A 23,513-nucleotide genomic window follows, 5' to 3' on the forward strand; every position below is an offset into this window, starting at 1 on the left:
TTAACCCTTTATTACTTCTACTCTCAGCTAGCTTTATGCTCAAGTCTTAGCTTATCCGCAACCATTGCGATGAACTCGGAATTCGTAGGCTTTGCTTTGGACATTGATACTGTATAACCAAATAAGGACGAAATAGAATCAATATTCCCACGACTCCAAGCTACTTCAATTGCATGACGAATTGCACGCTCGACGCGGCTTGCTGTTGTATTGTATTTCTTTGCGATATCTGGATACAACACTTTCGTAATAGATCCTAACAATTCGATATCATTATACACCATAGAGATTGCTTCTCTTAAATACATATATCCTTTAATATGAGCAGGTACACCAATTTCATGAATGATACTTGTAATACTCGCATCTAAGTTTTTCGGTTTTCCATCTATTGTTGTTGCTGATCGGAAAGATGGCAATGGACGTTTAATGGTAGCATTTGCCTTACCACTCACTTGACGAATATGACCTGTTAAATTCTCCATATCAAATGGTTTTAATATGAAATATGAAGCACCTAAGTCAACTGCTTTTTTCGTCACATCTTCTTGCCCGAATGCTGTCAACATAATTACGCTAGGCTGTCTTAGCCTTTCAATATGTCGCATTTTCTCTAGCACAGCTAGACCATCTAAATGTGGCATAATAATGTCTAGAACAAGAACATCAGGCTGCTTGTCTTTTAATAAATCTAAACACTCTTGGCCATTGTAAGCAGTTCCGATAACTTCCATATCATCTTGAGCAGCAACATAGCTCTCTAGCATTGATACCAATTCCTTATTATCATCCACAAGACATACTTTAATTTTTTCCACAGCTTTTCCTCCCTTACCGAATCGATTCTTCCGACATGTGTAAGCTTCTAGGCTACATGAATTGTTCGACAATTGTGTGAAAATTCCCTTTTAAAGTTTCCTACTTTCCGATAAAATCACAAAAAAATATGTTTATCGTTCATTTTTTTTCTTTCGCAACACATTCCATCATAGAATTCCAGCGAAACGTTCAACCCTTTGCTTATATTTTACAACAAAAAACAGCTCTTGCGGAGCTTTTACAAAATTTCAACGAATTTTTCAATAGAAAAGCGAGCTAATATGTATTAGCTCGCTTTTCTTTCTTGATCATAAATATTAATTCCAGCTTCATGTAACATCCATTCAATATGAACACCGTATCCTGACGTTGGATCATTTACAAATACATGTGTAACAGCACCAATTACTTTTCCATTTTGTACAATTGGACTTCCACTCATCCCTTGTACAATGCCACCTGTTTTCGCTAACAAGCGTTTATCTGTCACTTTTATTACCATACCTTTTGTAGCTGGGAACTTTTGCGGTACTGTGCTAACAACTTCAATATCAAATGCTTCTACTTTATCTTGATCAATAACTGTTAATATTTTCGCTGGCCCTTCTTTTACTTGATGGGATAATGCGATAGGCATTGCTTTATCCATTATACCGTTTGTCATATTTGTGTTCAATTTCCCAAAAATACCAAACGGACTATTTACTGTAATATTACCAATTACTTCACGGTCTGGTGAAAATCTTGCTAATTTTTCCCCTGGGTTCCCGTGACTCCCTCTTTCAATAGACGTTACTGTCGAACGCATAATTTGTCCATCTTCTACTTGAATCGGCTTTTTTGTATCATTATCGGAAATCACATGACCAAGCGCCCCATATTTCATGGAATCTGGATGTACAAATGTCATCGTTCCGATACCAGCTGCTGAATCACGAATATATAGTCCAATTCGGTAAGAGGATTCGCCAGTGTCTTTTTGTGGTGTTAGCTTAGTGCGAATGTATTTTCCATCTCTTAATAAAACAAGATTAAGCGGTTCACCTGTTTCTCCACTATTATGAATAAATGGTGCTACATCGCTCATTCTTTCAATTGTTTTACCATTAATTTCAGTAATCATATCCCCAATCTGTACACCAGCTGTTTCACCAGGAGATACTTTACCCTTTTCAGTTTGAATTAAATGATGGCCTACAACAAGTACACCTTTTGTGTTCAATTTCACACCAATCGATTGTCCACCTGGGATAACTTTAAAATCTTTTAATACTTTCACATTTACTTTTTTCACTGGAAAACCAGCGAGTTGAAACACCATATCAGCTTCACCATTTTGGTGAGAATTTACCATAAGTTCTTGTTCATTTGAACTTACTGTAAATACATTACGATTTGTAGATGAGGCCTTAAAAACTGGTAATGATGCTATTTCTGATTGTTGTCCTTCAAAAACAACAAGTTGCTTCGGGGATGAAATAAACGTTCGAAGCGGTTTAAAACATCCAATAAGAACTAGAGAAACAAGGAGACAAAGACCTATTATTTTTCGAAATCTTTCTAATTTCAATTTGTTCACTCTCCTCGCTCCTACCCCACATTCAGCCTCTTGGCTTCACTTTTTAATCTCTCCTTGCAGTGCTTTATTTATAACCGGAAGAATTAAGAAATCGTCATTTGAGAAAAAAAGCTATCCATTACTGGATAGCCTCTGCTGTCTGCTTGAAATGATGTGCTTGCGTAAGTAACTCTTTCGCATGTTCTGTCGTTAAATCTGTAATTTCCACACCAGAAATCATTCGAGCAATTTCTGTTACTTTTTCATCCGTGCTTAACACAGTAACGGATGTAATCGTCCGATCATTCGCCACTTGTTTTCTAATAAATAAATGCGAGTCCGCCATTGAAGCTACTTGAGGTAAGTGCGTAATACAAAGTACTTGCGAGTTTACTGATACACGATAAATTTTTTCCGCAATAGCCTGTGCAACCCGACCACTCACACCCGTATCCACTTCATCAAAAATAACAGATGCAACACCTTGATGCTTAGAAAAAATGCTTTTTAAAGCTAAAATAATACGAGATAACTCTCCGCCAGAAGCGACCCTTGAAAGCGGCTTTAACGGTTCACCTGGGTTCGTTGAAATATAAAACTCCACATGATCGTAGCCATCCGTCGTAAGTTTCACCGGTGTTCCTTCTACAAGAGGTTCTTCTGCGTTTCCTTCCCTCTTCATGATTCTCACTTCAAATTTCGTTTTTTCCATATATAGTTCTTTTAACTCTTGATGAATTGCGCTTGTAAGATGATCTGCAAGTTCATGACGCATATCACTTAACAACGTTGCCTCTTTTAGAATAACAACTTCTAATTCCTTTAACTGCTTTCTCGTCGTTTCAATATGTACGTCTTTATTTTCAATCGTAAAAATTTCTTGTTCAATTTTATCTGCATACGCTAAAATCTCTTCTACAGTATTTCCATACTTTCTCTTTAACATACGGATTTCATTCAAACGCGTTTCAATTTCATCTAAACGTTTCGGATCATATTCCATCATATCTAACTTTTCTCTAAGCTGATATGCAACTTCTTCTAATAAGTAATAGCTATTTGCAATTGAATCATGATTTTCTTGATACGCTTCATCTAAGTGCGTAATACTCTCCATTTGTGCCATTGCATTTCTTACATGATCTAACCCCTGTCCGTCCGAACTTAACGAACGATACGCATCTCCTAACGCTTTATAAATCTTTTCAAAATTGGAGATTTTTAATCGTTCCTCAGTCAATTCATATTCTTCATCCATTTTTAAATCCGCTTTACGAATTTCTTCATGTTGGAATTGAATTAAATCTAGACGATGGGCCATTTGTTGTTCATTTTCACTTAAAGATTTTAACTGTTTTTTTAATTTCTCATAGTCCGCGTATACATTTTGATATACGTCCAATTGTTTAACAATACGATCTCCATCAAAATGATCGAGCATAAACATATGACGTTCTTCATTCATTAAATCTTGCGTTTCATGCTGTCCATGAATATCAACAAGCGTTTTCCCAATCTCTTTTAATATGCTGAGTGTAACAAGTTTCCCATTTACACGACATACACTTTTTCCGTTCGCAGCAATATCACGCTTCAAAATGATCATACCATCTTCTATTTCTATATCTAACTCTTCTGCCTTTGCGATACATGGATGCTTATCATCTTCTACATAGAATAATCCCTCTATCTCAGCCTTTTCTGTTCCGTATCGAACAAATTCCGCTGAACCACGGCCACCAACAAGCAAACTAATTGCATCAATAATAATGGATTTTCCAGCTCCTGTTTCACCACTTAAAACAGTTAAACCTTTTTGGAAAGAAATATTTAATGCCTCAATAATAGCAAAGTTTCTAATCGATAATTCCGATAACAATGCCCCATTCACCTCGTTATTAACTAATCCCCTATTAAGGGCTTTTCTCAGTATTCTTCATTCAAATAGTTATACTATATGTTTATATGTATAAATTACTCTTCTAACCCGCTCCATTGTACCAAACATTTGTTTTACGGGTCAATCCACCTATTTTCTAACTTTATTCAAAAAAAATAATGTATTGTATTTGAAAATCCATATTTTTAGCCAATAAAAATATCTTGTTTACTTTCCACTTTGCAGAGGAAAGCAAACAAGATTTTTCTGTTACAGCATATTTAAGAAACGATCAGAGACAACACCTGTATCTTCAGGTGTACGGCAAATAATTAAGCAAGTATCATCACCACAAATGGTTCCGATGATCTCATCCCACTCTAAATGATCAATAAGTGCCCCAAGTGAATGAGCGTTACCAGGCAATGTTTTTAGCACAAGCATATGTCCTGCCGTGTCTAATTTTACAAATGAATCCACTAGATTTCGTTTTAATTTTTGCAACGGGTTAAATCGTTGATCTGCTGGCAAGCTATATTTATAGCGACCATCATGTAATGGCACCTTCACTAAATGCAGTTCTTTAATATCGCGTGATACTGTTGCTTGCGTTACATTAAATCCCTCATTACGTAAAATATCAACTAGTTCATCTTGTGTTTCAATTTCTTTGTTCGCAATAATTTCCCTGATTTTAATATGGCGCTGACCTTTATTCATACATTTGCACCTCACACTATCTCTTACCATAGTTTAAACATTGGTATACTTCACTTATTTATGTTAACGTATAATCCGTTACTTGTACACAATTGTTTTTACAATCATTATACAATTACAACAAAAAGAGGAACAACATATGTTATTCCCCTTTCCCTTTTTGTTTTAATACCTCATGTGCTTCTGTAACAACTTGCTCAATAGAAACTGGAGAATGATTTTCGCCATTCTCACGTTCACCGTGCCACTTTAGATGAATTAAAAATTCAATATTACCATCTCCACCTGTAATAGGTGAGAATGTTAAACCTTCTACATCATAGCCTTCTTTCAGAGCAAAATCGACAATCATTTCCACGACAGCCTCGTGTACTTTTCTATCACGAACAATACCTTTTTTCCCAACTTGTTCTCGCCCAGCTTCAAACTGCGGTTTAATTAATGCCGCTACATCACCCTTTTGCATAAGCATTGTTTTTAAAACCGGCAATATAAGCTTTAATGATATAAATGAAACATCGATACTTGCAAACTGAGGTAAACCACGCTCTAAATCTGCCGGTGTCACGTAACGGAAGTTCGTTCGTTCCATCACAACAACACGCTCATCTTGACGCAATTTCCACGCAAGTTGATTATATCCTACATCTAATGCATAGGATAACTTCGCTCCATTTTGAAGCGCACAATCTGTAAAACCACCAGTTGATGAACCGATATCTATCATAACTTTATCTTGCAAATCAAGTTGAAATGTTTCTAATGCCTTTTCAAGCTTATAACCACCACGGCTTACATACGGCATAACTTGCCCTTTCACCGTAATCTCCGTATCTTGCGGAATTTTCTCTCCTGGCTTATCGAGTCTCATTTCATTCGCATATACAAGACCTGCCATAACAGCACGTTTAGCTTTCTCACGCGTTTCTATAAGTCCTCGATCTACTAATAGTACATCTACTCTTTCTTTTTTTACGCTCATTTGTTACGCCCTTTTTTGTTTTGATGGAATCATTGTATGAATACGGTCTACAACAGCATCTGTCGTTAAACCAATTTCTTCTAATAATTTTGTTACACTTCCGTGCTCTATGAAACGGTCTGGAATGCCCATTCGTTCAATTAATGCACTATGGTATCCATTCTCAGACGCAAATTCAGCTACTCCCGTTCCAAAACCACCGATTAAACAAGCTTCTTCAATCGTTAAAATCGGTATATTCTTTCCTAAGAGATCATGTAAATACGCTTCATCCATTGGTTTAATAAAGCGAGCGTTCACTACTTTAACTGAAACTCCAGCCTTTTCAAGACGCTCAGCTGCTTCCATTGCCATTGGAATCGTCGTACCAAATGTTAAAATCGCTGCTTGTGTACCTTCTTTTAACGTTTCCCACGTACCAATTGGAATCGCCTTTAATTCTTCATCCATATGAACGCCAAGTCCATTACCACGTGCATAACGTAAAGCGATTGGTCCGTCTTCGTATTGCATCGCCGTATATACTAAATGTTGCCCTTCATTTTCATCTTTTGGCATCATCAACACGATATTCGGTAAGTGACGTAAAAATGAGATGTCAAATACACCTTGATGTGTTTCACCATCTGCTCCTACTAATCCAGAGCGATCTATTCCAATGAAAACATTTAAATTTTGACGGCATATATCATGAACAACTTGGTCATATGCTCTTTGTAAAAATGTTGAATAAATTGCTAAAAACGGCTTCATTCCTTGCGTTGCCATACCTGCTGCCATTGTTGTAGCATGCTGTTCTGCAATACCTACATCAATCATGCGATCTGGGAATTCTTTTTGGAATTTCTCAAGTTTCGATCCAACAGGCATCGCAGGCGTAATTGCAACGATACGTTCATCCGTTCTCGCTAGCTTAAGCACTGTTTCACTAACAACAGCACTCCATGCCGGTGCAACTTCCTTCGGCTTAACAAAGTCACCTGATTCAATTTTATAAGGTCCTGTTCCATGCCAAGTTCCAATAACGTCACTCTCAGCTGGTTTATAACCTTTTCCTTTTTTCGTAATAACATGAACAAGTACTGGGCCTTTTGTTTTCTTTGCATATTGCAACGTTTCGAATAACTTTTCATAATCATGCCCATCGACCGGACCTAAATATGTAAAGCCTAATTCTTCAAAAAAGACACCTGATACTAGTAAATATTTTAGACTATCCTTTATTTTTTCTGCTGTCGCAGCCACTTTCCCACCGACTGCTGGGATTTTTTTCAATATATACTCCAGCTCATCTTTCACCCAATGGTATTTCCCTGCAGTACGTAAACGACCAAGTACATTATGAAGTGCACCGACGTTCGGTGCGATTGACATTTCATTGTCATTCAAAATAACAATCATGTCTGTTTTTTCATGCCCAATATGGTTCAATGCTTCTAAAGCCATTCCGCCCGTTAAAGCACCATCTCCAATGATTGGTATAACATATTCTTTCGTTTTCTTTATATCACGCGCAAGAGCCATCCCCATCGCAGCAGATAGTGACGTCGAGCTATGGCCAGTTTCCCATACATCATGCTCACTCTCACAGCGTTTTGGGAAACCACATAAACCTTGGTATTGTCTTAATGTGCCAAATTCTTTCGCACGTCCGGTTAAAATTTTATGTACATAGGATTGATGTCCTACGTCCCATAAAAATTTATCTTTCGGACTATCAAATAATTTATGCAGAGCAATTGTGAGTTCTACTACACCTAAATTAGGTGCAATATGTCCACCTGTTTGAGAGAGCTCTTCAATTAAAAACTTACGAATATCCTCACTCAATCCCTCTAGTTCACTGATAGACATATCTTTCAAAAAACTAGGGTTTTGAATTTGCGTTAGATCCACATGGATCACTCACTTTCATTTCATAATCTGTCAACATGTCAAATAGTATAAGAAACATTTACACAACACAAGAAATTCTCTTTTCTATTCTTTTTATCTTGTCCTGTTTCAGAAAATACTTCCATTTTTTCACTTACCCTATTATACATCATATTTCTTTACGCGATGAAAAAATAGCCGCTAACACGAAGTGATAACGGCAATGTAATCTACATATATTTTTGCCAATAACAAGAAAAGAAAAACCTTTTCCTACATTTATATCATAAAATGATGAATGACTCAACAAATGAAAACGCTGTTATATTAGTTATTACGTTTTGCGATCAAATCACAAATAGATAGTAAATATTCATCTTGTAATTGTAAAGAATTAATAGCATCTTTTGCTTTTGCAATCGTTTCCTCTAAAATAGATTTTGCTCTATCTACAGTAAATAACGTCGTATATGTGCTCTTTTCATTGGAAGCATCACTACCAATCGGTTTGCCAATCTCTTCTTCTGTACCTTCTACATCTAAAATATCATCTCTAATTTGGAAAGCTAGACCGATATATTTCGCAAATGTAAGTAACTTCTCTTCCTGCTCTTCTGTAGCATCAGAAAGTATCGCTCCTGCAAGTACAGCAAATTCAAGCAGTTTTCCTGTCTTATGCTTATGGATGTACTCTAATTCATTAATTGTAAGTCGTTTTCCTTCAGCTTCCATATCTGCCACTTGTCCAGCAACCATTCCTTCAGGTCCTGCTGCTTTCGCAAGCTCAAGTACAAGTCTTACTTTTTTTTCAGCAGAGATTTCTTTTGGCTCATATGCCATAATAACTTGAAAAGCATATGTCAACAAACCATCTCCTGCTAAAACCGCCATTGCTTCACCAAATACTTTATGATTTGTGGGCTTCCCTCGTCTTAGATCATCATCATCCATACAAGGTAAATCATCATGAATTAACGAATATGTATGAATCATTTCAAGGGCACAAGCTGCACCCACGCCAAGATTTCTTTCTTTCCCAAACGCTTGTAACGTTGCAAATAAAAGTAACGGGCGGAGACGTTTCCCACCCGCTTCCAAAGAATATGCCATCGCTTCACGAAGCACATTTGGACATTGTAATTCATTTGCATAGCTTACAAGCTTTTCTTCTACGAAAGTTTTACTCTCTTTCAAAAAAGCATCAAAAGCTATATGTGTCACTATGCTTCATCTCCTAAAGCAGTAAACGGTTCAAGCTCTCCATCTTCCCCAAGGATAACTGCCATTTGTTCTTGTACATCTTTCAATTTCTCATCACAAAGCTTAGATAACTCCATGCCTTCTTTAAAATAAGAAATTGCTTCTTCTAAAGGTACATCACCTTGTTCAAGCTTAGAAACGAGATGCTCAAGCTGCGAAATTGCTTCTTCAAAGCTTAACTTATTTTCCATTATTCAATTCACGCTCCTCTATGCTCGATACGCTACAATCTAGTATTCCATCTTGTAATTGAACCGAAACAGCATCTCCAAGGTTAACATCTTTCACACTTTTTAATACTTGTTTCTCTTCATCGTATACAAGCCCATACCCTCTCATCATTACTTTAAGCGGGCTTAATGCTTCAAGCTTTTGAGCCGCTCTCACAAATGCGAACTCCTTCGTTTGAAGTAATGTTTGCATTTCACGTTGCAATTGCTTTTGCAACGTTTCAATTGCAGTTTTCGTTTGTATAATTTTTTGAGATGGGTGGTGCTTCTCTAAATAAAATGAAAGTTGCTTTAATTGATTTACTTTTTTATCTATATAACGCTCTTTCGCTAAAACAAGTTGTTCAAGAGCCCTATCTAACTGCTCTTCTTTTTGTTCGTACACTTGCCTTGGATAACGGAACGCATAAGATTTTTGTAACACTTGTAGTTTTTCTTCTTTTTTATGTACCATCTCTCTCATCGCTCTTTGCAAGCGGAGAGTTCTTTGTAGCACTTTCTCTTGCAATTCAAGAATATTAGGTGCCGCAAGTTCTGCTGCTGCAGTCGGTGTAGGTGCACGCAAATCAGCAACAAAATCAGCAATTGTAAAATCCGTTTCATGTCCTACAGCTGAAATAATTGGAATTTCACTTGTAAAAATAGCTCTTGCAACTACTTCCTCATTAAAGGCCCATAATTCTTCAATAGAGCCCCCACCACGCCCAACAATTAAAACATCAATATCTCCCATTTCATTCGCTGTGCGAATTGCTTGTACAATTGAGGGAGCCGCTGACTCCCCTTGTACAAGTACAGGAAACACAATAACGTTTCCAATTGGATAACGACGTTTAATCGTTGTTATAATATCGCGAATTGCTGCTCCTGTTGGCGACGTTATAACACCAATTGTTTTTGCATACGCAGGGATTGGACGCTTATAAACTTGAGAAAACAGCCCTTCTTCTTCTAAACGGACTTTTAATTGTTCATAAGCTAAATGAAGATTTCCAACTCCATCAGGTTGCATGTCTTGAATATAAATTTGATAAGAACCACTCGCCTCATAAACGGAAATTTTTCCTTTTACAAGTACTTTCATTCCATTTTCAGGTCTGAATTTAATGTTACGATTATGACCCGCAAACATAACCGCTGCAATTCTTGCATTTTCATCTTTCAATGTAAAATACATATGACCACGACTATGATATTTAAAGTTGGAAATTTCTCCTTTTAACCAAACAGACTGCAAATGCGGGTCGTACTCTATTTTTGTTTTTATATAGCGTGTTAATGCTGTAACGGTTAAATATTGTTTCTCCATTGCTCTCTCCTCATAGCCGATTCAAATTATTTACAAACAACACCTGCACGCTTTGCAGATTCAACAGTGTTGTGAAGTAGCATTGTAATAGTCATTGGGCCAACTCCTTTTGGTACAGGCGTAATGTAACCCGCAATGTCCAATACATTATCAAAATCAACATCACCACAAAGCTTTCCTGTTTCCAAACGATTTACACCGACATCAATTACAACCGCACCTTCTTTAATATAATCAGCTGTTACCATTTTCGGTCTTCCAACGGCTACGATTAAAATATCAGCTAACTTCGATAATTCTTTAATATTTTGCGTCTTAGAATGACAATATGTGACAGTTGCATTTTCATTTAAAAACAGTTGTCCCACTGGTTTACCGACAATATTACTTCTTCCAATGACAACGACATGCTTTCCAGAAATATCAAGATTTGTTTCTTTTACTAATTCCACAATACCGTGCGGTGTGCATGGTAGGAATGTATCTTGTCCTGTCATCATACGCCCCACGCTAATTGGGTGAAATCCATCTACATCCTTTTCAGGTGAAATTCTTTCAATGATAGCTTTTTCTTCAATATGTTTTGGTAAAGGTAATTGTACTAATATGCCATTAATACGGTCGTCTCCATTTAAACGATCGATTTCAGCAAGCAAACGCTCCTCAGTAATCGTTTCAGGAAGTTCAATTAGCTCTGAATAGATTCCTACTTGCTCACAGCCTTTTTCTTTTCCTTTTACATAAGAACGAGATGCTGGATCTTCTCCAACTAAAATAACTGCTAATCCTGGTACAATCCCTTGCTCTTTTAACTTCACAACTTCTTCTTTTAATTGTGCTCGTTTTTTCTCCGCAACTTCATTTCCTTTGATGATTACTGCTACCATTTTAAGATTCCCCCTTAAAGAAATTACAGTGTATCTTTTATATTAGATAAAACGCCGTTAATAAAACGACGAGATTCCTCATCCCCAAATGTTTTAGCAATTTCAATTGCTTCGTTAATTGTTACATTGTGTGGAACTTCTTCCATGTATTTCATTTCATACACAGCTACACGTAAAATACTGCGATCAACAATACTAATACGTTCAAACTTCCACTTTTTTAAGTTTTGACGAATCGCTTCATCAATTACTTCTTTATTCTCTACAAAACCAACAACAAGTGATTCTAGAAACTCATTTGTTTCTTCACCTTCATCTAGCGTATTTTCCACCGCTACTTTCGGTTCTAATTCTCCTGTAATATCCATTTGATATAATGCTTGCATCGCTCTTTCTCTAGCCGTCCTACGTTTCATTGTAACTCTCCTTTATGCTTCAAGTCTTTCCTTATACTTTGTTATATTATTATAATTTATAAGCCGTCAATTCACTTACTCTTGCAGTTTTCATTGATTTTCCAACCTTATAATACAATGATAATAACACAATTTATCGTTTCACACACGGGGTACAAGGCTGAAAAATAATAAAAAGATTAACTTCAAGTTCCATATCTTATCACAATGTACGTTTTTTGGAAAAACGAAACATTTTCTTTTTTATTTCTTATTTTTTGAAATAGTATAATAATTAGAGGGTTTTAATTTGTGAAGAAATGAAACGATAAAAAAGATGCCTATTTTACTAGGCACCTTTTTTCACTCTTACACTGGTTCGATTTCTGTTTTTTGTGTTTCGAATGTTACGCCAACGATGTGAACATTCACTTCTTTTGGCTCAAGTCCTGTCATTGTAAAGAGCGCTTGGCGAATATTGTCTTGAATTTTTTGTGCAACAACTGGAATTGCTACACCAAAATACATAACAACATAAAGGTCAACAATAATATCTTCGTTTGCTAATTCAACCTTTACACCTTTACCATGATTTTTCTTACCTAACTTCTCAACAACATCTGTAGCAAAATTACCACGCATTGCCGCTACACCTTCTACTTCAGCAGCTGCAATACCTGCAATTACTTCGATTACTTCTGGTGCAATTTCTACTTTTCCAAGAGTTGTATCTTGACCCATATCTAACATATGTTCAGCCATGAAAAAAACCTCCTTTAATGTATCACTGCGTCACAAGTTCATGCTCTTCCAAAAATTTCGTGTTAAACTCACCTTTTACAAAATCAGGATGATCTAGCAATTGCAAATGGAACGGGATTGTTGTATGTACGCCTTCAATGACAAATTCACTGAGCGCTCGCTTCATTTTTGCAATTGCCTCTTCACGTGTTTTTCCGTGAACAATTAATTTAGCAACCATCGAATCATAGAAAGGTGGAATTGAATATCCCGGATATACAGCTGAATCGACGCGAATACCAAATCCGCCTGGTGGTAAGTACATTTCTACTTTACCTGGAGATGGCATAAATTTTTTGGCAGGGTTTTCCGCATTAATTCGACATTCAATTGCCCAACCATTAAATTGTACTTCCTCTTGCTGTAACGATAACTTTTCTCCAGAAGCAACAAGAATTTGTTCTTTAATTAAATCTATCCCTGTTACCATTTCAGTAACTGGATGTTCAACTTGGATTCTCGTATTCATCTCCATGAAATAAAAGCTTTTCGTTTTATATTCATAAATAAACTCAACCGTACCAGCACCTGTATAATCAACCGCTACCGCCGCTTTAACTGCCGCTTCACCCATTTGCTTGCGAATGTTTTCATCAAGTGCAGGTGATGGACTTTCTTCTAATAGTTTTTGCAGACGGCGCTGAATTGTACAATCACGCTCTCCTAAATGAATGGCATTTCCGTGTGTATCTGCCATTATTTGAATCTCAACATGGCGGAAATCTTCAACGTACTTCTCTAAGTATACACCAGGGTTCCCAAAAGCGGTACTAGCTTCTTGCTGTGTAATTTGAATTCCTTTCACAAGCTCTTCTTCATGGCGTGCAACACGAATACCTTTTCCACCGCCACCTGCAGTCGCTTTAATAATAACTGGATATCCAATTTGATTAGCAAGCTTGATCGCTTCTTCGGTATTTTTAATAATCCCTTGTGAACCTGGTACAATCGGAACCCCTGCTTCTTTCATTGTATCACGTGCAACGTCTTTTGTGCCCATCTTTGAAATTGCTTCCGGACTTGGACCGATAAAAATCAAGTTACACTCACGGCATAATTCTGCAAAATCTGCATTCTCTGCTAAAAATCCGTATCCCGGATGAATTGCATCACAACCCGTCAATTTCGCAACGCTAATAATGTTCGTCAAATTTAAATAGCTTTCTTTCGAAATCGTTGGTCCAACACAATACGCTTCATCTGCAATTTGGACATGAAGTGACTCTTTGTCTGCTTCTGAATAAATTGCAACTGTTTCAATATCCATTTCTTTACAAGCACGAATAATTCGTACAGCAATTTCCCCACGATTGGCTATTAATACTTTTTTTATCATCACAAAGACTCCCTTATTACGCTTTTACAAGAAATAGCGGTTGTCCATACTCAACAAGCTGTCCGTTATTAACAAGAATTTCAACAATTTCGCCTTCTACATCTGCGTCAATTTCGTTAAATAACTTCATAGCCTCAACAATACATACGATAGAATCTTTCGATACTTTATCCCCAACACTTACATATTGAGGTGTATCAGGTGAAGAAGAAGAATAAAATGTTCCTACCATTGGTGATGTAATTTTATGTAGATTTTCATTTTGAACAGCTTTCTTCTCTTCTTGTTTTGCCACTTCTACTTGCGCTGCCGCTACTGTTGTTTCTACTTCAACAGGTGCCGCTGGTTGCACTACTTGTTGCGTTACCGGTGCTTGCATAGTAACAACTTCATTACCACGTTTTTTCATTTTGATTGTTGTACCATCTTTTTTGTATTCAAATTCATCAATATTAGAGCTATCAATTAATTTAATTAATTCACGAACTTCTTGAATTTTAAACATGTAAAATCCACTCCCATACTCTTGTTTGTCCCGTTTTTACAGATTGGCATCAATAAAACTGATTGACTGTAAAAATACGATGTATTCTATTAGACATTTCATTCCTATGACATTTACTAATAGAACTATTTACTATTCCCATCTTACGATAAATTTTTTAAACATTCCAATTTATATTTCTTTATTATAAATCGAAACTCCTGTAAAAATATTATTCCACTAAAAATTTATTACCTAGTAATAATACCAAGTTTCACACAAAATTGGCAAGACCACTTACTAAAAAACATTCTTTACATTTTCAAAACTGTACAGTGTATACACGTAATCCCCTCAGTATTCTTCATTTTATCTACGGTAAAAAAACATATTTTTACCAAATATTATTTTTTTGTTTACGCGCCGTTCATTCTTCCTTCATAAAAGAATAGTATGTTCAAAGTGTAGAAAATTTATTGTAGTGAGGTGTGGACATATGATATGGCTCATTCTGTTCTTGCCTGCCGTAATGATTTGGACATTGGTCCTCTTCATCCACGTCAAATCCGGAAAAAGTAATCACCAGTATCATGAACCATTAATCTTTTACTCACAGCGTATTTCCCCGTTTCCAATTGAAAATACTAAATGCAGCTACAAAGATGAAATAGAAAAAAGCTATCGAAAGCGATAGCTTTTTTCTATTATTCTTTTTATCTAATTTAAAGTTCACTTTATTTTACTGATGGATCAAATTTTACCCCTACATCTTTTGAGCCGCCTTCACTTCTTACAAGCTGAATAATTTTATTCGCTTCTTTTTGTGAATGCTTTGCCGATTTAACTGTTACTTTAATATCAGTTCCATCAGCTCTTACAAGAGCATCTTTATATCCACCTTGAGACTTAATCACTGTTTCAAGTAATTCTTGCTTCGTTTCCATTGTAGTGATTGCATCTAGATTATCTTTCGCTTTACTCTTTTCTTCTGCTGAAGATTTTGATGAATTCATTACACCTTGTAACTTTTCTTTTTCAGCACTACGCTGATCTTCCATTTGCATACGTAAAGCTGTGAAATTCTCATCACTTGATTGAACTGTTACGTTAGCATCTTTTTTACTTGTCTCTTTTTTAGCATTCTCTTTTTTGTCTGTTTCTTTATTTGTAGTTTCCTTACTTGTACTTTCTTTTGTTGTCTCTTTATTCGTAGTTTCTTTCGTTGTTTCTTTTGTGACCGCTTTATCAGCACCTTGCTTTTCTTGTCCCATCTTTTCACTCGTTGTTGGTGCCGCATTGTTCATTTTCTCAGGAGTTGTCACGTAATAAACAGATAGTACAACAACTAAACTTAACATCGTTAATAGCCAAACTGTTTGTTTTTTTAACACTTCATTTCCTCCCTATCAATTTTTCGGTGATACTGAAACGCGATGAGCTGGCACATCTAACAATCGCGTCACAGCTTCTTTTACTATTGCTTTTATTTGTATATTATCCACTCCCTTTGCTACGACAAGAACACCTCGTACTTTCGGTTTCTCTGTTCGCAAAACAATTGGAGTTTCTTTATCACCTTCACGTATAATGACTGTCTTTACATCAAGAGACTCGTCGTCTACTTCCCTTTTCCCGCCTGTTTTATCAGTTTCACCTGTCGTTTGTGAGCGTTTCACCGTATTTTTCTCAAGTATTTTTTCTTCAGATGAATCTAAATTTACTTTAATCGTTACATCTTTTACTCCCGCTATCTCTTCTAAAGAGGCTTTCAATTCTTGCTCATACGCTTTTTCATATTTTTCTACATTTGACATATTATCGTTATTTTTTTGTCCGAAAGTTGGTACGTCCTTTTCTTGGTTTTGAGTTTTTTGTTCTTTAAACACAGGTACTTCTTCTTTTTTGGGTGAAAAGAACTTACTAGAAAACATAAGCAAAATCCCAAGTATAAGTAGGACAAGTAAAAACTTAGGTGTTACCTTTTTTCCCTTCTCATTACTTTCTTTTTCATCCCCATTTAATAAGTTTCGAAAAAATGAGAACTTCGAATTTTTATCTTTATTGTCCATTTACTCTACCTGTCCTCCCTTCCATTTGAACTTGGATTTGTTTATCCTCTAGTTGCCACCTGCTTGAAAAGAAATTTTTCATTTCTACATTCGTTTCTTCTAATTTTTTTGGAGGTTCTTTCGTATTAATTTCAACTTGCTTTACTGTTTCGATTACATCATTTTTACTACGTTCTTTTTCTTTCAACGTCACAACAACAGATTGAATATCTTTCGCTGACTTCACTTCTTCTGCATGTTCCGCTGCGACTATTTGTATTTCAGAGACTGTCATACCATACTTTTTCTCAAACTCTTTTCCTACTTCTTTTTTCATTTTGGTAGCCATCTCTTCTAAACTATATGCACGTGTTAGAGCTTGTATTTCTTTTTTCTTCGAATCTATTGAATTTTTTACTGATCCATCTGCTACATATTTTTCTTCGTTAAAATTTGCGATTACCTCGTTCACATCTGTTTGTAATAATTTAAAAAGGGGCGTTAAAATTAATACAATTAATAATAGACTTACAACGAATTTAACGTACTTTTGTAAGTTTGAATTCGGAAGAATAAGATGAAGCATTGTCGCTAAGAGTAAAAAAACGATAATATTTCTAATCCACTCTGTAACAAATTGCATACTCTTCACCTCCTATCGCATCATGAGCGTAATGTTCCCCGCAGCAATAATAATTGTGATACTTAAAAAGAACATAAACGATACGATAGCTAAACAAGCAAATACATAAATGATACTTCGCCCGATAATATCTAAACATTGAATAATTGCGCCTCCGCCAACTGGTTGCAATACTGCTGCCGCGAATTTATAAATAAACGCGATACAAAATATTTGAATCGCTGGAAAAGCGACAATTAAGCATAAAATAACGAGCCCGATAATTCCGACTGTGTTTTTTAATAATCCAGATGCACTAATAACAGTATCCGCCGCCTCAGTAAACATCCTTCCTACTACAGGAATGAAGTTTCCTGTTACAAATTTAGCAGTTTTCACAGCTATGCCGTCAGCAACGGCTGACGCTGTTCCCTGTACAGATAATACCCCTAAAAAAATCGTCAAAAAGATTCCGATAATCCCAACACTAACGTTCTGCAAAAGCTTGGACAATTTCGTAACTTTATATTGATCACTCATCGTGCTTACAATACTTAATATAGTTGCAAGTAATAAAAGTGGTAGAACGATATAATTCATCAGAAGCCCGCTCGTATTCATTAAGAAAATGATGATTGGATGAAAAAATGATACAGAAACAACACCGCCCCCGGTTGCTATCAGTGCAAGTAAAATTGGCAATAGGGCTAGTATGAAATCTACCATTGTTTGTATCGTTTCTCTTGCATATGTCATGACAACATAAAAGCTATTTAAAGCGAAAATAATAAGTACCATATATACGACTGCATCCGCAATTTTACTTACGCTACTCTTTGAAAAAGAAGATTGTAGTGATTGCAACAATGCACTAAAAATTGTGAGCATAATGAGCGTTCCGAGTAACTTTCCATTTGCAACAAGCTCGTGAAATAAATATTTTAATAGACCTATCATCCACTCTTTTATGGAGAATTCTTTTTCTCCCTTTACAAACTCCATAAAGCTTCCTTTTTGACTCTCTGGTAAATAGCCTCCATATTTTGTAACAAGCCCGTCCCAAAATTGCTTCACATCTTCAATTCCGAGCCTATCCAATTGTTGATCAACGACGTTTGTTTCTACAGGAGAAGCTTGTACAACAATCGGTAAAGAAAAGAAAAGGAAGCAAGCAAATAGCAGCTTAGCTCCAAACTTCCTCAACATTCACTCCCCCTTATCCCGTAGGTAAAAACCCGAGAATTGTTTCAATTACAACCGTCAAAATAGGAATTGCCATAACGAGAATTAAAATTTTCCCAGCTAATTCAATTTTCGAAGCGATTGCACCTTGACCAGCATCTTTTGTAATTTGCGCACCAAACTCAGCGATATAAGCAATCCCTATAATTTTCAATAATGTCTCTACATATACGTTGCTAACCTTCGCTTCACTCGCCACTCTCTCAATCATTTGCAAGATAGAATGAATTTGATCGATTAAGAGAAGAAACATTACGCTACCAACGAACACAATAAATAACGATGTAATACTAGATTTATGCTGATTTAAAATAGCAGCTAAAAATGTAGCAACGAGGCCTAATCCGACAATTTGTATAATTTCGATTCGAACCGCCTCCTTTACTGGAAGAGAAAGACACTTTTAATCTTGTCGAACAGAGTATTAATTAAAAATGCAACATGAAACAAAATGACGACAAAGCCGACAAGGATAACCCAATTTGCAATATCCTCTCGCTTTAATTCTTTTAGTACGGTATGAATGAAAGCTAAAACAATGCCGATTCCGGCGATTTGAAATATTAATCCAACGTCAATGGACATCGCCTTCCCCCCCCTATAGCAGTAAAATTACGATAAGTAGCCCTGCTAGCACTCCTAGACTCTTTATCATTTTTTCGTATTGTAGTTGTAATGCTTTCGCTTCTCCTTCTTCTCTTTCTAAATGTGTAATACATAAGCGAATATGCTTTTGTTGTGATTCACGATCATGTTGTCCAAGTGTTTCACCAAATTGTTGTAAAATCTCATACTCGGTTTGTTTAAACGCCGTTAATGTCCAGTTCTCCTTCAAACTATCAATCCAAGCTTCTCTAACTGTTTGTTCCCCGCTCTCTAGACGCCTCGAAAAGCTTTGAAATATCCAATTTAGCGGCTTTGGCATTTGTTTAACTAATCGCTCAGCCGCTTCAGATAAAGGTGTGTGTCCATACATAATTTCCGCTTCCAATGATTGCAGTGCCGCCTTCAATAACCTAAGCTGCCGCGGTCTCTCACTGTATCGCTTAGCGTATGAAAATCCGAAAAAAGTGCTAACAGCGACTATTAAAACTGCACCAAATATTTTCACCATACGCCTTGAGCCTTTCTATGAGTTAATACTGGTTTTCCATCTCTATCTTTCACTTGCATAACCGTTCCTGGCCCTCTCGCTTTTGACAATTCCACAAACCTATCAAATACACCAAGTTCCAGCACCGCCTGCAACGATGGACGTTTCACAACATCATCATAAGAAAATCCGTGTGCACTTATAAAAAGCTGAACGCCTGCATGCACCGCCTCCATAATCGCTTCACTATCTTCTTTACGTCCAATTTCATCTACAATTAATATATCTGGGCTCATAGAACGAATCATCATCATCATTCCTTCAGCTTTTGGACAAGCATCTAATACATCTACTCGTGTGCCAAAGTCATATTGCGGGATCCCTTTCACACAGCCGGCAATTTCTGACCGTTCATCAACAATCCCCACTTTACAAGAAGGAATTTCCGAAGCACTTACACCTTGACTCATGCATCGTGCCACATCTCTTAATAGAGTTGTTTTCCCCGTTTGCGGCGGGCCAATTACCATCGTGTTTAGCCATCGTGATTCATAAAGATATGGTAGAAGCGGCTCAGCAATCCCTATTTTTTGACGAGCAATACGAATATTAAAAGAAGAGACATCCCGAATCATTTTCACTGCACTTTTTTCTGTAATGACTTTTCCAGCCAGGCCAATTCTATGCCCCCCCCGGAGTGTCACATATCCACGTTTCAATTCCTCTTCCATCGTATAAATTGAGAATTGACTTAATTTATTCAATAAATGGATTGCATCTTCCGCTGTAGCGATATAGTCATAAAAAAACACCTCTCCATGTGCGATACACTCTAGTGGCCTTCCAATTCGAACGCGAATTTCCTCTAGAACATCGTATTGCTTACAACCTTCAACTAACTGTTTCATCGTTTTCGGTAAAACTTCTAATACTTCTTTCATAAGCTTCTCCCCACTATACTCGACTTACTATTTCAACAACGCGATAAAAATGCAGCCAATTCCAAGTGCTAGAAAAAAGAGTTTCAAGAAAGAAATCTCACTCGCTACACTCGCTATGCCAATTGTCATTGTTAAAATTAATACGGTCGGTCCAACAAACGCCAACATACCATTTATAAACAATGCTTTCTTCGCATCATTCACGTAAAGCATAAGCAAAGCGGCGAATATTTCCGCGCTACCTGAAAACAACCGAAGTAACCCCATAACAAGTACGGATGTTTCCATTGCCGCTAGCCACTGTTTCATTCTCCCACCTTCTCCCATAACAGTTACTAGTTCCTCATTCTAAAAAAGAATATATTTGTACAACCATATGCAGGGGTTGTCTATTTCAGAAGTAAAAACATAATTTTTCTCTACCGCTTTAACATAAATCTGAATATTCGTATTATTATATGGTATATTTAATAGAAAAGAGGGCATAGACGATGAAGCAAGTTACTTTATTACCACTCGATTTACGATATGCAAATGTTATTTTTGAGCTATCTAGCGATTCACATGTAAAAAATGCTTTAGGAATAAAAGTAGAAACAGTTGAAGATACAAAAGCATTTATTCTATTTGCAATGGAAGAGGAACGAAAAGAACATTCCTTATCAAAAGTGATTGTAAACGAAGAAAATGAAATAATCGGCCTCACCACACTTAAACATCTTAATTATGATCAAAAACAATCACATATCGGAAGCTGGCTCGGTTATCCATATTGGGGAAAAGGATATAATGAGGCTGCTAAAAAAGAAATCTTTAAAATCGCATTTTTAGACTTACAACTTACATACGTATTCGCTGGTGCTAAAACGACTAACATTCGCTCTTTAAAAGCACAAGAGAAACTACCTTATATTTCATTGCATGTGGAAGATAGCTTCCCTGATGAACATACTGCTTTAGAAAAGGAAGTAAAATCACCTTGCGTACTGCATGTTATATCCCGCGAGAAATTTTTAAATTGGTTGGAAGCACAAAATGAGGGGAGAAAATATGAAGGTATTGAAAATTAGTTTAACAATTGTAGTAGAATTAGCTATTATTTATCTTTTTTCAAAGATGGTCGGTTGGTCATTTATGGAAACCTTTTTCCTTGGTAGCATCGCGCTGTTCGGTGCAATTTGGCTCATTGCTTTAAATATAAATCAAAATGCCAACATTGATCACACCATATATAAAACGGGTAAGGTAAAACCTTTTCAAATGACATGGGGCCCTTACACAATAGGTACTGCTAGTCTTACAGCTTTCAGTTTTATAATAACCATTATTTATTATCTGCCCTATTTCCTATAAAAAAAAGCACTCGTGATAATCACGAGTGCTTTTTTACTATGCACGAGAAACGTATTTACCTTCACCAGTGTTGATGATAAGCATTTCGCCTTCGTTAATGAAGATTGGTACTTGTACAACAAGACCAGTTTCTAATGTAGCTGGTTTTGTTACATTAGAAGCTGTGTCACCTTTAATACCAGGCTCTGTTTCTGACACTTTTAATTCAACTGTGTTCGGAAGTTCAACACCAAGTACTTCACCTTGGTATGTCATAATAGATACTTCCATGTTTTCTTTTAGGAATTTTAATTCGCGCTCGATTTGGTTTTCACCAAGTTCGATTTGCTCATAAGTTCCGTTATCCATGAATACGTGAGCCTCACCGCTCGCGTATAAGTATTGCATACGACGGTTTTCGATGTGTGCTTTTTCTACTTTTTCACCTGCACGGAATGTTTTCTCTTGAACAGATCCTGTGCGAAGGTTACGTAGTTTAGAGCGAACGAACGCAGCACCTTTACCTGGCTTTACGTGTTGGAAATCAAGTACTTGCCAAAGGGCATTGTCCACTGAAATTGTTAAACCTGTACGAAAATCGTTTACTGAAATCATGTAAAAAAATCCTCCTGTGTATTACAAAATAATAAGTTCTTTTGGTGATTTCGTTATTACTTCATTACCTTCACTCGTTACAATGATATCATCCTCAATACGTACCCCGCCAACACCTGGAATATAAATACCTGGTTCTACCGTTACAGCCATACCTGGTTCAAGTACTGTATCAGAACGGAACGCTAAACCTGGTGCTTCATGGATTTCAAGACCGATTCCATGACCAGTAGAGTGTCCGAAGTATTCACCATATCCTTTTTCCGTTATGTAATCACGCGTTAATGCATCAGCCTCACGGCCTGTTAAACCAGCTTTAATACCGTTCACACCACGTAGTTGTGCTTCTAGAACGATATTATAAATTTCTTTTAATTTATCAGATGGTTCACCGACTGCAATCGTACGAGTAATATCAGAGCAATATCCTTTGTAATAAGCGCCGAAGTCTAATGTAACGAAATCTCCTTTTTCTATCACTTTTTCAGATGCCACGCCGTGCGGTAATGCCGAACGAAGACCTGAAGCAACGATAATATCAAACGAAGAAGATGTTGCTCCTTGTTTTCTCATGAAAAATTCAAGTTCATTTGACACTTCAATTTCAGATACTCCCGGGCGAATGAATGATAGAATATGCTCAAAGGCAGCATCTGCAATCTGTGCAGCTTCCTTTAATATCTTAATCTCTGAATCAGTCTTTATCAAGCGTAACTTTTCTACAAGCCCAGAAGTTGGGATGAATTCAGCTTCAATCGCTTCATTATGCGTTACGTAAGAGCTATATGTAAGGGTATCTTGCTCAAAGCCTAGCTTTTGAATTCCAAGTTCTTTTACTTGTTTCGCAACTTCATCAAGAATTAGGCCTGTGTGCTGCACGATTTCATATCCAACCGCTTGCTTACTAGCTTGCTCTACATAACGGAAATCAGTAATAAATAGAGCACGCTCTTTTGAAATTAGTACAACTCCAGCTGTTCCTGTGAAATTCGCCATATATCTACGGCTATGTTCATTCGTTAATACGATACCGTCAATACCAGCCTCATCAAACGCACTTCTTAATCTCTCGATCTTTTCCATTA

28 protein-coding genes are annotated in these 23,513 nt (G+C 36.6%); 3 read left to right on the plus strand and 25 right to left on the minus strand.

Going from position 1 to position 23,513, the window contains the following annotated elements; all coding sequences use genetic code 11:
- Nucleotides 1-23: 23 nt before the first annotated feature.
- The 14 genes from spo0A to accB form a co-directional block, all read right to left on the minus strand.
- Nucleotides 24-818 (minus strand): sporulation transcription factor Spo0A, encoded by a 795-nt coding sequence (spo0A, locus tag ACTFQM_RS15880; protein ID WP_440035155.1) that lies wholly within the window; start codon nt 816-818, stop codon nt 24-26.
- A gap of 287 nt (nt 819-1,105) precedes the next feature.
- Nucleotides 1,106-2,398, minus strand: a complete 1,293-nt coding sequence (gene spoIVB / locus ACTFQM_RS15885) for a SpoIVB peptidase (protein ID WP_002173401.1) — start codon at nt 2,396-2,398, stop codon at nt 1,106-1,108.
- A 118-nt stretch (nt 2,399-2,516) separates the two neighbouring features.
- Nucleotides 2,517-4,256, minus strand: coding sequence for a DNA repair protein RecN (gene recN / locus ACTFQM_RS15890; RefSeq protein WP_440035157.1), 1,740 nt, complete (start codon nt 4,254-4,256; stop codon nt 2,517-2,519).
- 270 nt (nt 4,257-4,526) lie between these two features.
- Nucleotides 4,527-4,976: an arginine repressor ArgR gene (gene argR, locus ACTFQM_RS15895; protein WP_001032581.1), complete on the minus strand. Its 450-nt coding sequence runs from the start codon at nt 4,974-4,976 to the stop codon at nt 4,527-4,529.
- A 142-nt stretch (nt 4,977-5,118) separates the two neighbouring features.
- Nucleotides 5,119-5,958 carry a TlyA family RNA methyltransferase gene (locus ACTFQM_RS15900; protein WP_440035159.1) on the minus strand — a complete coding sequence of 280 codons (840 nt, stop codon included), beginning with the start codon at nt 5,956-5,958 and terminating at the stop codon, nt 5,119-5,121.
- A 3-nt stretch (nt 5,959-5,961) separates the two neighbouring features.
- On the minus strand, nt 5,962-7,854 hold the full coding sequence (gene dxs / locus ACTFQM_RS15905) for a 1-deoxy-D-xylulose-5-phosphate synthase (protein ID WP_002173404.1): 1,893 nt from the start codon (nt 7,852-7,854) through the stop codon (nt 5,962-5,964).
- 306 nt (nt 7,855-8,160) lie between these two features.
- A complete protein-coding gene (gene ispA / locus ACTFQM_RS15910) occupies nt 8,161-9,054 on the minus strand; it encodes a (2E,6E)-farnesyl diphosphate synthase (protein WP_025150071.1) in 894 nt (297 codons plus the stop codon).
- On the minus strand, nt 9,054-9,284 hold the full coding sequence (gene xseB / locus ACTFQM_RS15915; protein WP_002173406.1) for an exodeoxyribonuclease VII small subunit: 231 nt from the start codon (nt 9,282-9,284) through the stop codon (nt 9,054-9,056). Before xseB ends, ispA begins: the two co-directional genes overlap by 1 nt.
- The gene (gene xseA / locus ACTFQM_RS15920; RefSeq protein WP_071718656.1) at nt 9,274-10,632 is read right to left on the minus strand and encodes an exodeoxyribonuclease VII large subunit; all 1,359 of its coding nucleotides are present in this window, start codon (nt 10,630-10,632) and stop codon (nt 9,274-9,276) included. Before xseA ends, xseB begins: the two co-directional genes overlap by 11 nt.
- A 26-nt stretch (nt 10,633-10,658) precedes the next feature.
- A complete protein-coding gene (gene folD, locus ACTFQM_RS15925) occupies nt 10,659-11,519 on the minus strand; it encodes a bifunctional methylenetetrahydrofolate dehydrogenase/methenyltetrahydrofolate cyclohydrolase FolD (protein ID WP_025150069.1) in 861 nt (286 codons plus the stop codon).
- 23 nt (nt 11,520-11,542) lie between these two features.
- A complete protein-coding gene (gene nusB, locus ACTFQM_RS15930; RefSeq protein ID WP_002173409.1) occupies nt 11,543-11,935 on the minus strand; it encodes a N utilization substance protein NusB in 393 nt (130 codons plus the stop codon).
- A 348-nt stretch (nt 11,936-12,283) separates the two neighbouring features.
- A complete protein-coding gene (locus tag ACTFQM_RS15935) occupies nt 12,284-12,676 on the minus strand; it encodes an Asp23/Gls24 family envelope stress response protein (RefSeq protein WP_000807630.1) in 393 nt (130 codons plus the stop codon).
- Between the two features lie 22 nt (nt 12,677-12,698).
- Nucleotides 12,699-14,051 carry an acetyl-CoA carboxylase biotin carboxylase subunit gene (gene accC, locus ACTFQM_RS15940; RefSeq protein WP_440035162.1) on the minus strand — a complete coding sequence of 451 codons (1,353 nt, stop codon included), beginning with the start codon at nt 14,049-14,051 and terminating at the stop codon, nt 12,699-12,701.
- Between the two features lie 16 nt (nt 14,052-14,067).
- Nucleotides 14,068-14,556, minus strand: a complete 489-nt coding sequence (gene accB, locus ACTFQM_RS15945) for an acetyl-CoA carboxylase biotin carboxyl carrier protein (RefSeq protein WP_002173411.1) — start codon at nt 14,554-14,556, stop codon at nt 14,068-14,070.
- 475 nt (nt 14,557-15,031) lie between these two features.
- Here accB and ACTFQM_RS15950 point away from each other — a divergent pair, with 475 nt between their 5' ends.
- On the plus strand, nt 15,032-15,229 hold the full coding sequence (locus tag ACTFQM_RS15950; RefSeq protein WP_081806845.1) for a DNA recombination protein RecO: 198 nt from the start codon (nt 15,032-15,034) through the stop codon (nt 15,227-15,229).
- A gap of 40 nt (nt 15,230-15,269) precedes the next feature.
- Here ACTFQM_RS15950 and ACTFQM_RS15955 read toward each other — a convergent pair whose 3' ends face one another.
- From ACTFQM_RS15955 to ACTFQM_RS15995, 9 genes are read right to left on the minus strand one after another with little or no spacing between them, the layout of a single operon-like run.
- On the minus strand, nt 15,270-15,926 hold the full coding sequence (locus ACTFQM_RS15955) for a SpoIIIAH-like family protein (protein ID WP_071718652.1): 657 nt from the start codon (nt 15,924-15,926) through the stop codon (nt 15,270-15,272).
- Between the two features lie 15 nt (nt 15,927-15,941).
- A complete protein-coding gene (spoIIIAG, locus tag ACTFQM_RS15960; RefSeq protein ID WP_440035165.1) occupies nt 15,942-16,604 on the minus strand; it encodes a stage III sporulation protein AG in 663 nt (220 codons plus the stop codon).
- On the minus strand, nt 16,594-17,226 hold the full coding sequence (gene spoIIIAF, locus ACTFQM_RS15965; RefSeq protein ID WP_440035166.1) for a stage III sporulation protein AF: 633 nt from the start codon (nt 17,224-17,226) through the stop codon (nt 16,594-16,596). The genes spoIIIAG and spoIIIAF overlap by 11 nt, the downstream gene beginning before the upstream one ends.
- 12 nt (nt 17,227-17,238) lie before the next feature.
- A complete protein-coding gene (spoIIIAE, locus tag ACTFQM_RS15970) occupies nt 17,239-18,411 on the minus strand; it encodes a stage III sporulation protein AE (RefSeq protein WP_440035168.1) in 1,173 nt (390 codons plus the stop codon).
- Nucleotides 18,412-18,421: 10 nt separating this feature from the next.
- Complete coding sequence (gene spoIIIAD / locus ACTFQM_RS15975) at nt 18,422-18,805, minus strand: stage III sporulation protein AD (protein WP_097902632.1); 384 nt, start codon at nt 18,803-18,805, stop codon at nt 18,422-18,424.
- A 23-nt stretch (nt 18,806-18,828) separates the two neighbouring features.
- Nucleotides 18,829-19,032 (minus strand): stage III sporulation protein AC, encoded by a 204-nt coding sequence (gene spoIIIAC / locus ACTFQM_RS15980; RefSeq protein ID WP_000020914.1) that lies wholly within the window; start codon nt 19,030-19,032, stop codon nt 18,829-18,831.
- Nucleotides 19,033-19,045: 13 nt separating this feature from the next.
- Nucleotides 19,046-19,561 carry a stage III sporulation protein SpoIIIAB gene (spoIIIAB, locus tag ACTFQM_RS15985; protein ID WP_440035171.1) on the minus strand — a complete coding sequence of 172 codons (516 nt, stop codon included), beginning with the start codon at nt 19,559-19,561 and terminating at the stop codon, nt 19,046-19,048.
- Nucleotides 19,555-20,481 (minus strand): stage III sporulation protein AA, encoded by a 927-nt coding sequence (gene spoIIIAA / locus ACTFQM_RS15990; RefSeq protein WP_002173418.1) that lies wholly within the window; start codon nt 20,479-20,481, stop codon nt 19,555-19,557. Before spoIIIAA ends, spoIIIAB begins: the two co-directional genes overlap by 7 nt.
- Nucleotides 20,482-20,508: 27 nt before the next feature.
- Complete coding sequence (locus ACTFQM_RS15995) at nt 20,509-20,790, minus strand: YqhV family protein (RefSeq protein WP_000816054.1); 282 nt, start codon at nt 20,788-20,790, stop codon at nt 20,509-20,511.
- 182 nt (nt 20,791-20,972) lie between these two features.
- On the opposite strand from ACTFQM_RS15995, the gene ACTFQM_RS16000 reads away from it, so the two are divergent.
- Nucleotides 20,973-21,551: a GNAT family N-acetyltransferase gene (locus ACTFQM_RS16000; protein ID WP_440035173.1), complete on the plus strand. Its 579-nt coding sequence runs from the start codon at nt 20,973-20,975 to the stop codon at nt 21,549-21,551.
- The gene (locus ACTFQM_RS16005) at nt 21,532-21,834 is read left to right on the plus strand and encodes a hypothetical protein (RefSeq protein ID WP_440035174.1); all 303 of its coding nucleotides are present in this window, start codon (nt 21,532-21,534) and stop codon (nt 21,832-21,834) included. The genes ACTFQM_RS16000 and ACTFQM_RS16005 overlap by 20 nt, the downstream gene beginning before the upstream one ends.
- Before the next feature lie 36 nt (nt 21,835-21,870).
- Here ACTFQM_RS16005 and efp read toward each other — a convergent pair whose 3' ends face one another.
- Together efp and pepQ are read right to left on the minus strand one after the other, a co-directional pair.
- Nucleotides 21,871-22,428 carry an elongation factor P gene (gene efp / locus ACTFQM_RS16010; protein WP_000626518.1) on the minus strand — a complete coding sequence of 186 codons (558 nt, stop codon included), beginning with the start codon at nt 22,426-22,428 and terminating at the stop codon, nt 21,871-21,873.
- Between the two features lie 21 nt (nt 22,429-22,449).
- Nucleotides 22,450-23,511: a Xaa-Pro dipeptidase gene (gene pepQ, locus ACTFQM_RS16015; RefSeq protein WP_002173421.1), complete on the minus strand. Its 1,062-nt coding sequence runs from the start codon at nt 23,509-23,511 to the stop codon at nt 22,450-22,452.
- Nucleotides 23,512-23,513 lie beyond the last annotated feature (2 nt).

It is taken from the genome of Bacillus cereus group sp. MYBK30-2, from assembly GCF_051915945.1.
GTDB lineage: Bacteria > Bacillota > Bacilli > Bacillales > Bacillaceae_G > Bacillus_A > Bacillus_A paramycoides.

Excerpts from the sequence above, each read along its gene's own strand:
- argR (WP_001032581.1), bottom strand. The coding sequence starts at position 4,976 with ATGAATAAAGGTCAGCGCCATATTAAAATCAGGGAAATTATTGCGAAC.
- ACTFQM_RS15900 (WP_440035159.1), bottom strand. The coding sequence starts at position 5,958 with ATGAGCGTAAAAAAAGAAAGAGTAGATGTACTATTAGTAGATCGAGGA.
- xseB (WP_002173406.1), bottom strand. The coding sequence starts at position 9,284 with ATGGAAAATAAGTTAAGCTTTGAAGAAGCAATTTCGCAGCTTGAGCAT.
- xseA (WP_071718656.1), bottom strand. The coding sequence starts at position 10,632 with ATGGAGAAACAATATTTAACCGTTACAGCATTAACACGCTATATAAAA.
- folD (WP_025150069.1), bottom strand. The coding sequence starts at position 11,519 with ATGGTAGCAGTAATCATCAAAGGAAATGAAGTTGCGGAGAAAAAACGA.
- nusB (WP_002173409.1), bottom strand. The coding sequence starts at position 11,935 with ATGAAACGTAGGACGGCTAGAGAAAGAGCGATGCAAGCATTATATCAA.
- ACTFQM_RS15935 (WP_000807630.1), bottom strand. The coding sequence starts at position 12,676 with ATGGCTGAACATATGTTAGATATGGGTCAAGATACAACTCTTGGAAAA.
- accC (WP_440035162.1), bottom strand. The coding sequence starts at position 14,051 with ATGATAAAAAAAGTATTAATAGCCAATCGTGGGGAAATTGCTGTACGA.
- accB (WP_002173411.1), bottom strand. The coding sequence starts at position 14,556 with ATGTTTAAAATTCAAGAAGTTCGTGAATTAATTAAATTAATTGATAGC.
- ACTFQM_RS15950 (WP_081806845.1), top strand. The coding sequence starts at position 15,032 with ATGATATGGCTCATTCTGTTCTTGCCTGCCGTAATGATTTGGACATTG.
- spoIIIAG (WP_440035165.1), bottom strand. The coding sequence starts at position 16,604 with ATGGACAATAAAGATAAAAATTCGAAGTTCTCATTTTTTCGAAACTTA.
- spoIIIAF (WP_440035166.1), bottom strand. The coding sequence starts at position 17,226 with ATGCAATTTGTTACAGAGTGGATTAGAAATATTATCGTTTTTTTACTC.
- spoIIIAE (WP_440035168.1), bottom strand. The coding sequence starts at position 18,411 with ATGTTGAGGAAGTTTGGAGCTAAGCTGCTATTTGCTTGCTTCCTTTTC.
- spoIIIAC (WP_000020914.1), bottom strand. The coding sequence starts at position 19,032 with ATGTCCATTGACGTTGGATTAATATTTCAAATCGCCGGAATCGGCATT.
- spoIIIAB (WP_440035171.1), bottom strand. The coding sequence starts at position 19,561 with ATGGTGAAAATATTTGGTGCAGTTTTAATAGTCGCTGTTAGCACTTTT.
- spoIIIAA (WP_002173418.1), bottom strand. The coding sequence starts at position 20,481 with ATGAAAGAAGTATTAGAAGTTTTACCGAAAACGATGAAACAGTTAGTT.
- ACTFQM_RS15995 (WP_000816054.1), bottom strand. The coding sequence starts at position 20,790 with ATGAAACAGTGGCTAGCGGCAATGGAAACATCCGTACTTGTTATGGGG.
- ACTFQM_RS16000 (WP_440035173.1), top strand. The coding sequence starts at position 20,973 with ATGAAGCAAGTTACTTTATTACCACTCGATTTACGATATGCAAATGTT.
- ACTFQM_RS16005 (WP_440035174.1), top strand. The coding sequence starts at position 21,532 with ATGAAGGTATTGAAAATTAGTTTAACAATTGTAGTAGAATTAGCTATT.
- efp (WP_000626518.1), bottom strand. The coding sequence starts at position 22,428 with ATGATTTCAGTAAACGATTTTCGTACAGGTTTAACAATTTCAGTGGAC.
- pepQ (WP_002173421.1), bottom strand. The coding sequence starts at position 23,511 with ATGGAAAAGATCGAGAGATTAAGAAGTGCGTTTGATGAGGCTGGTATT.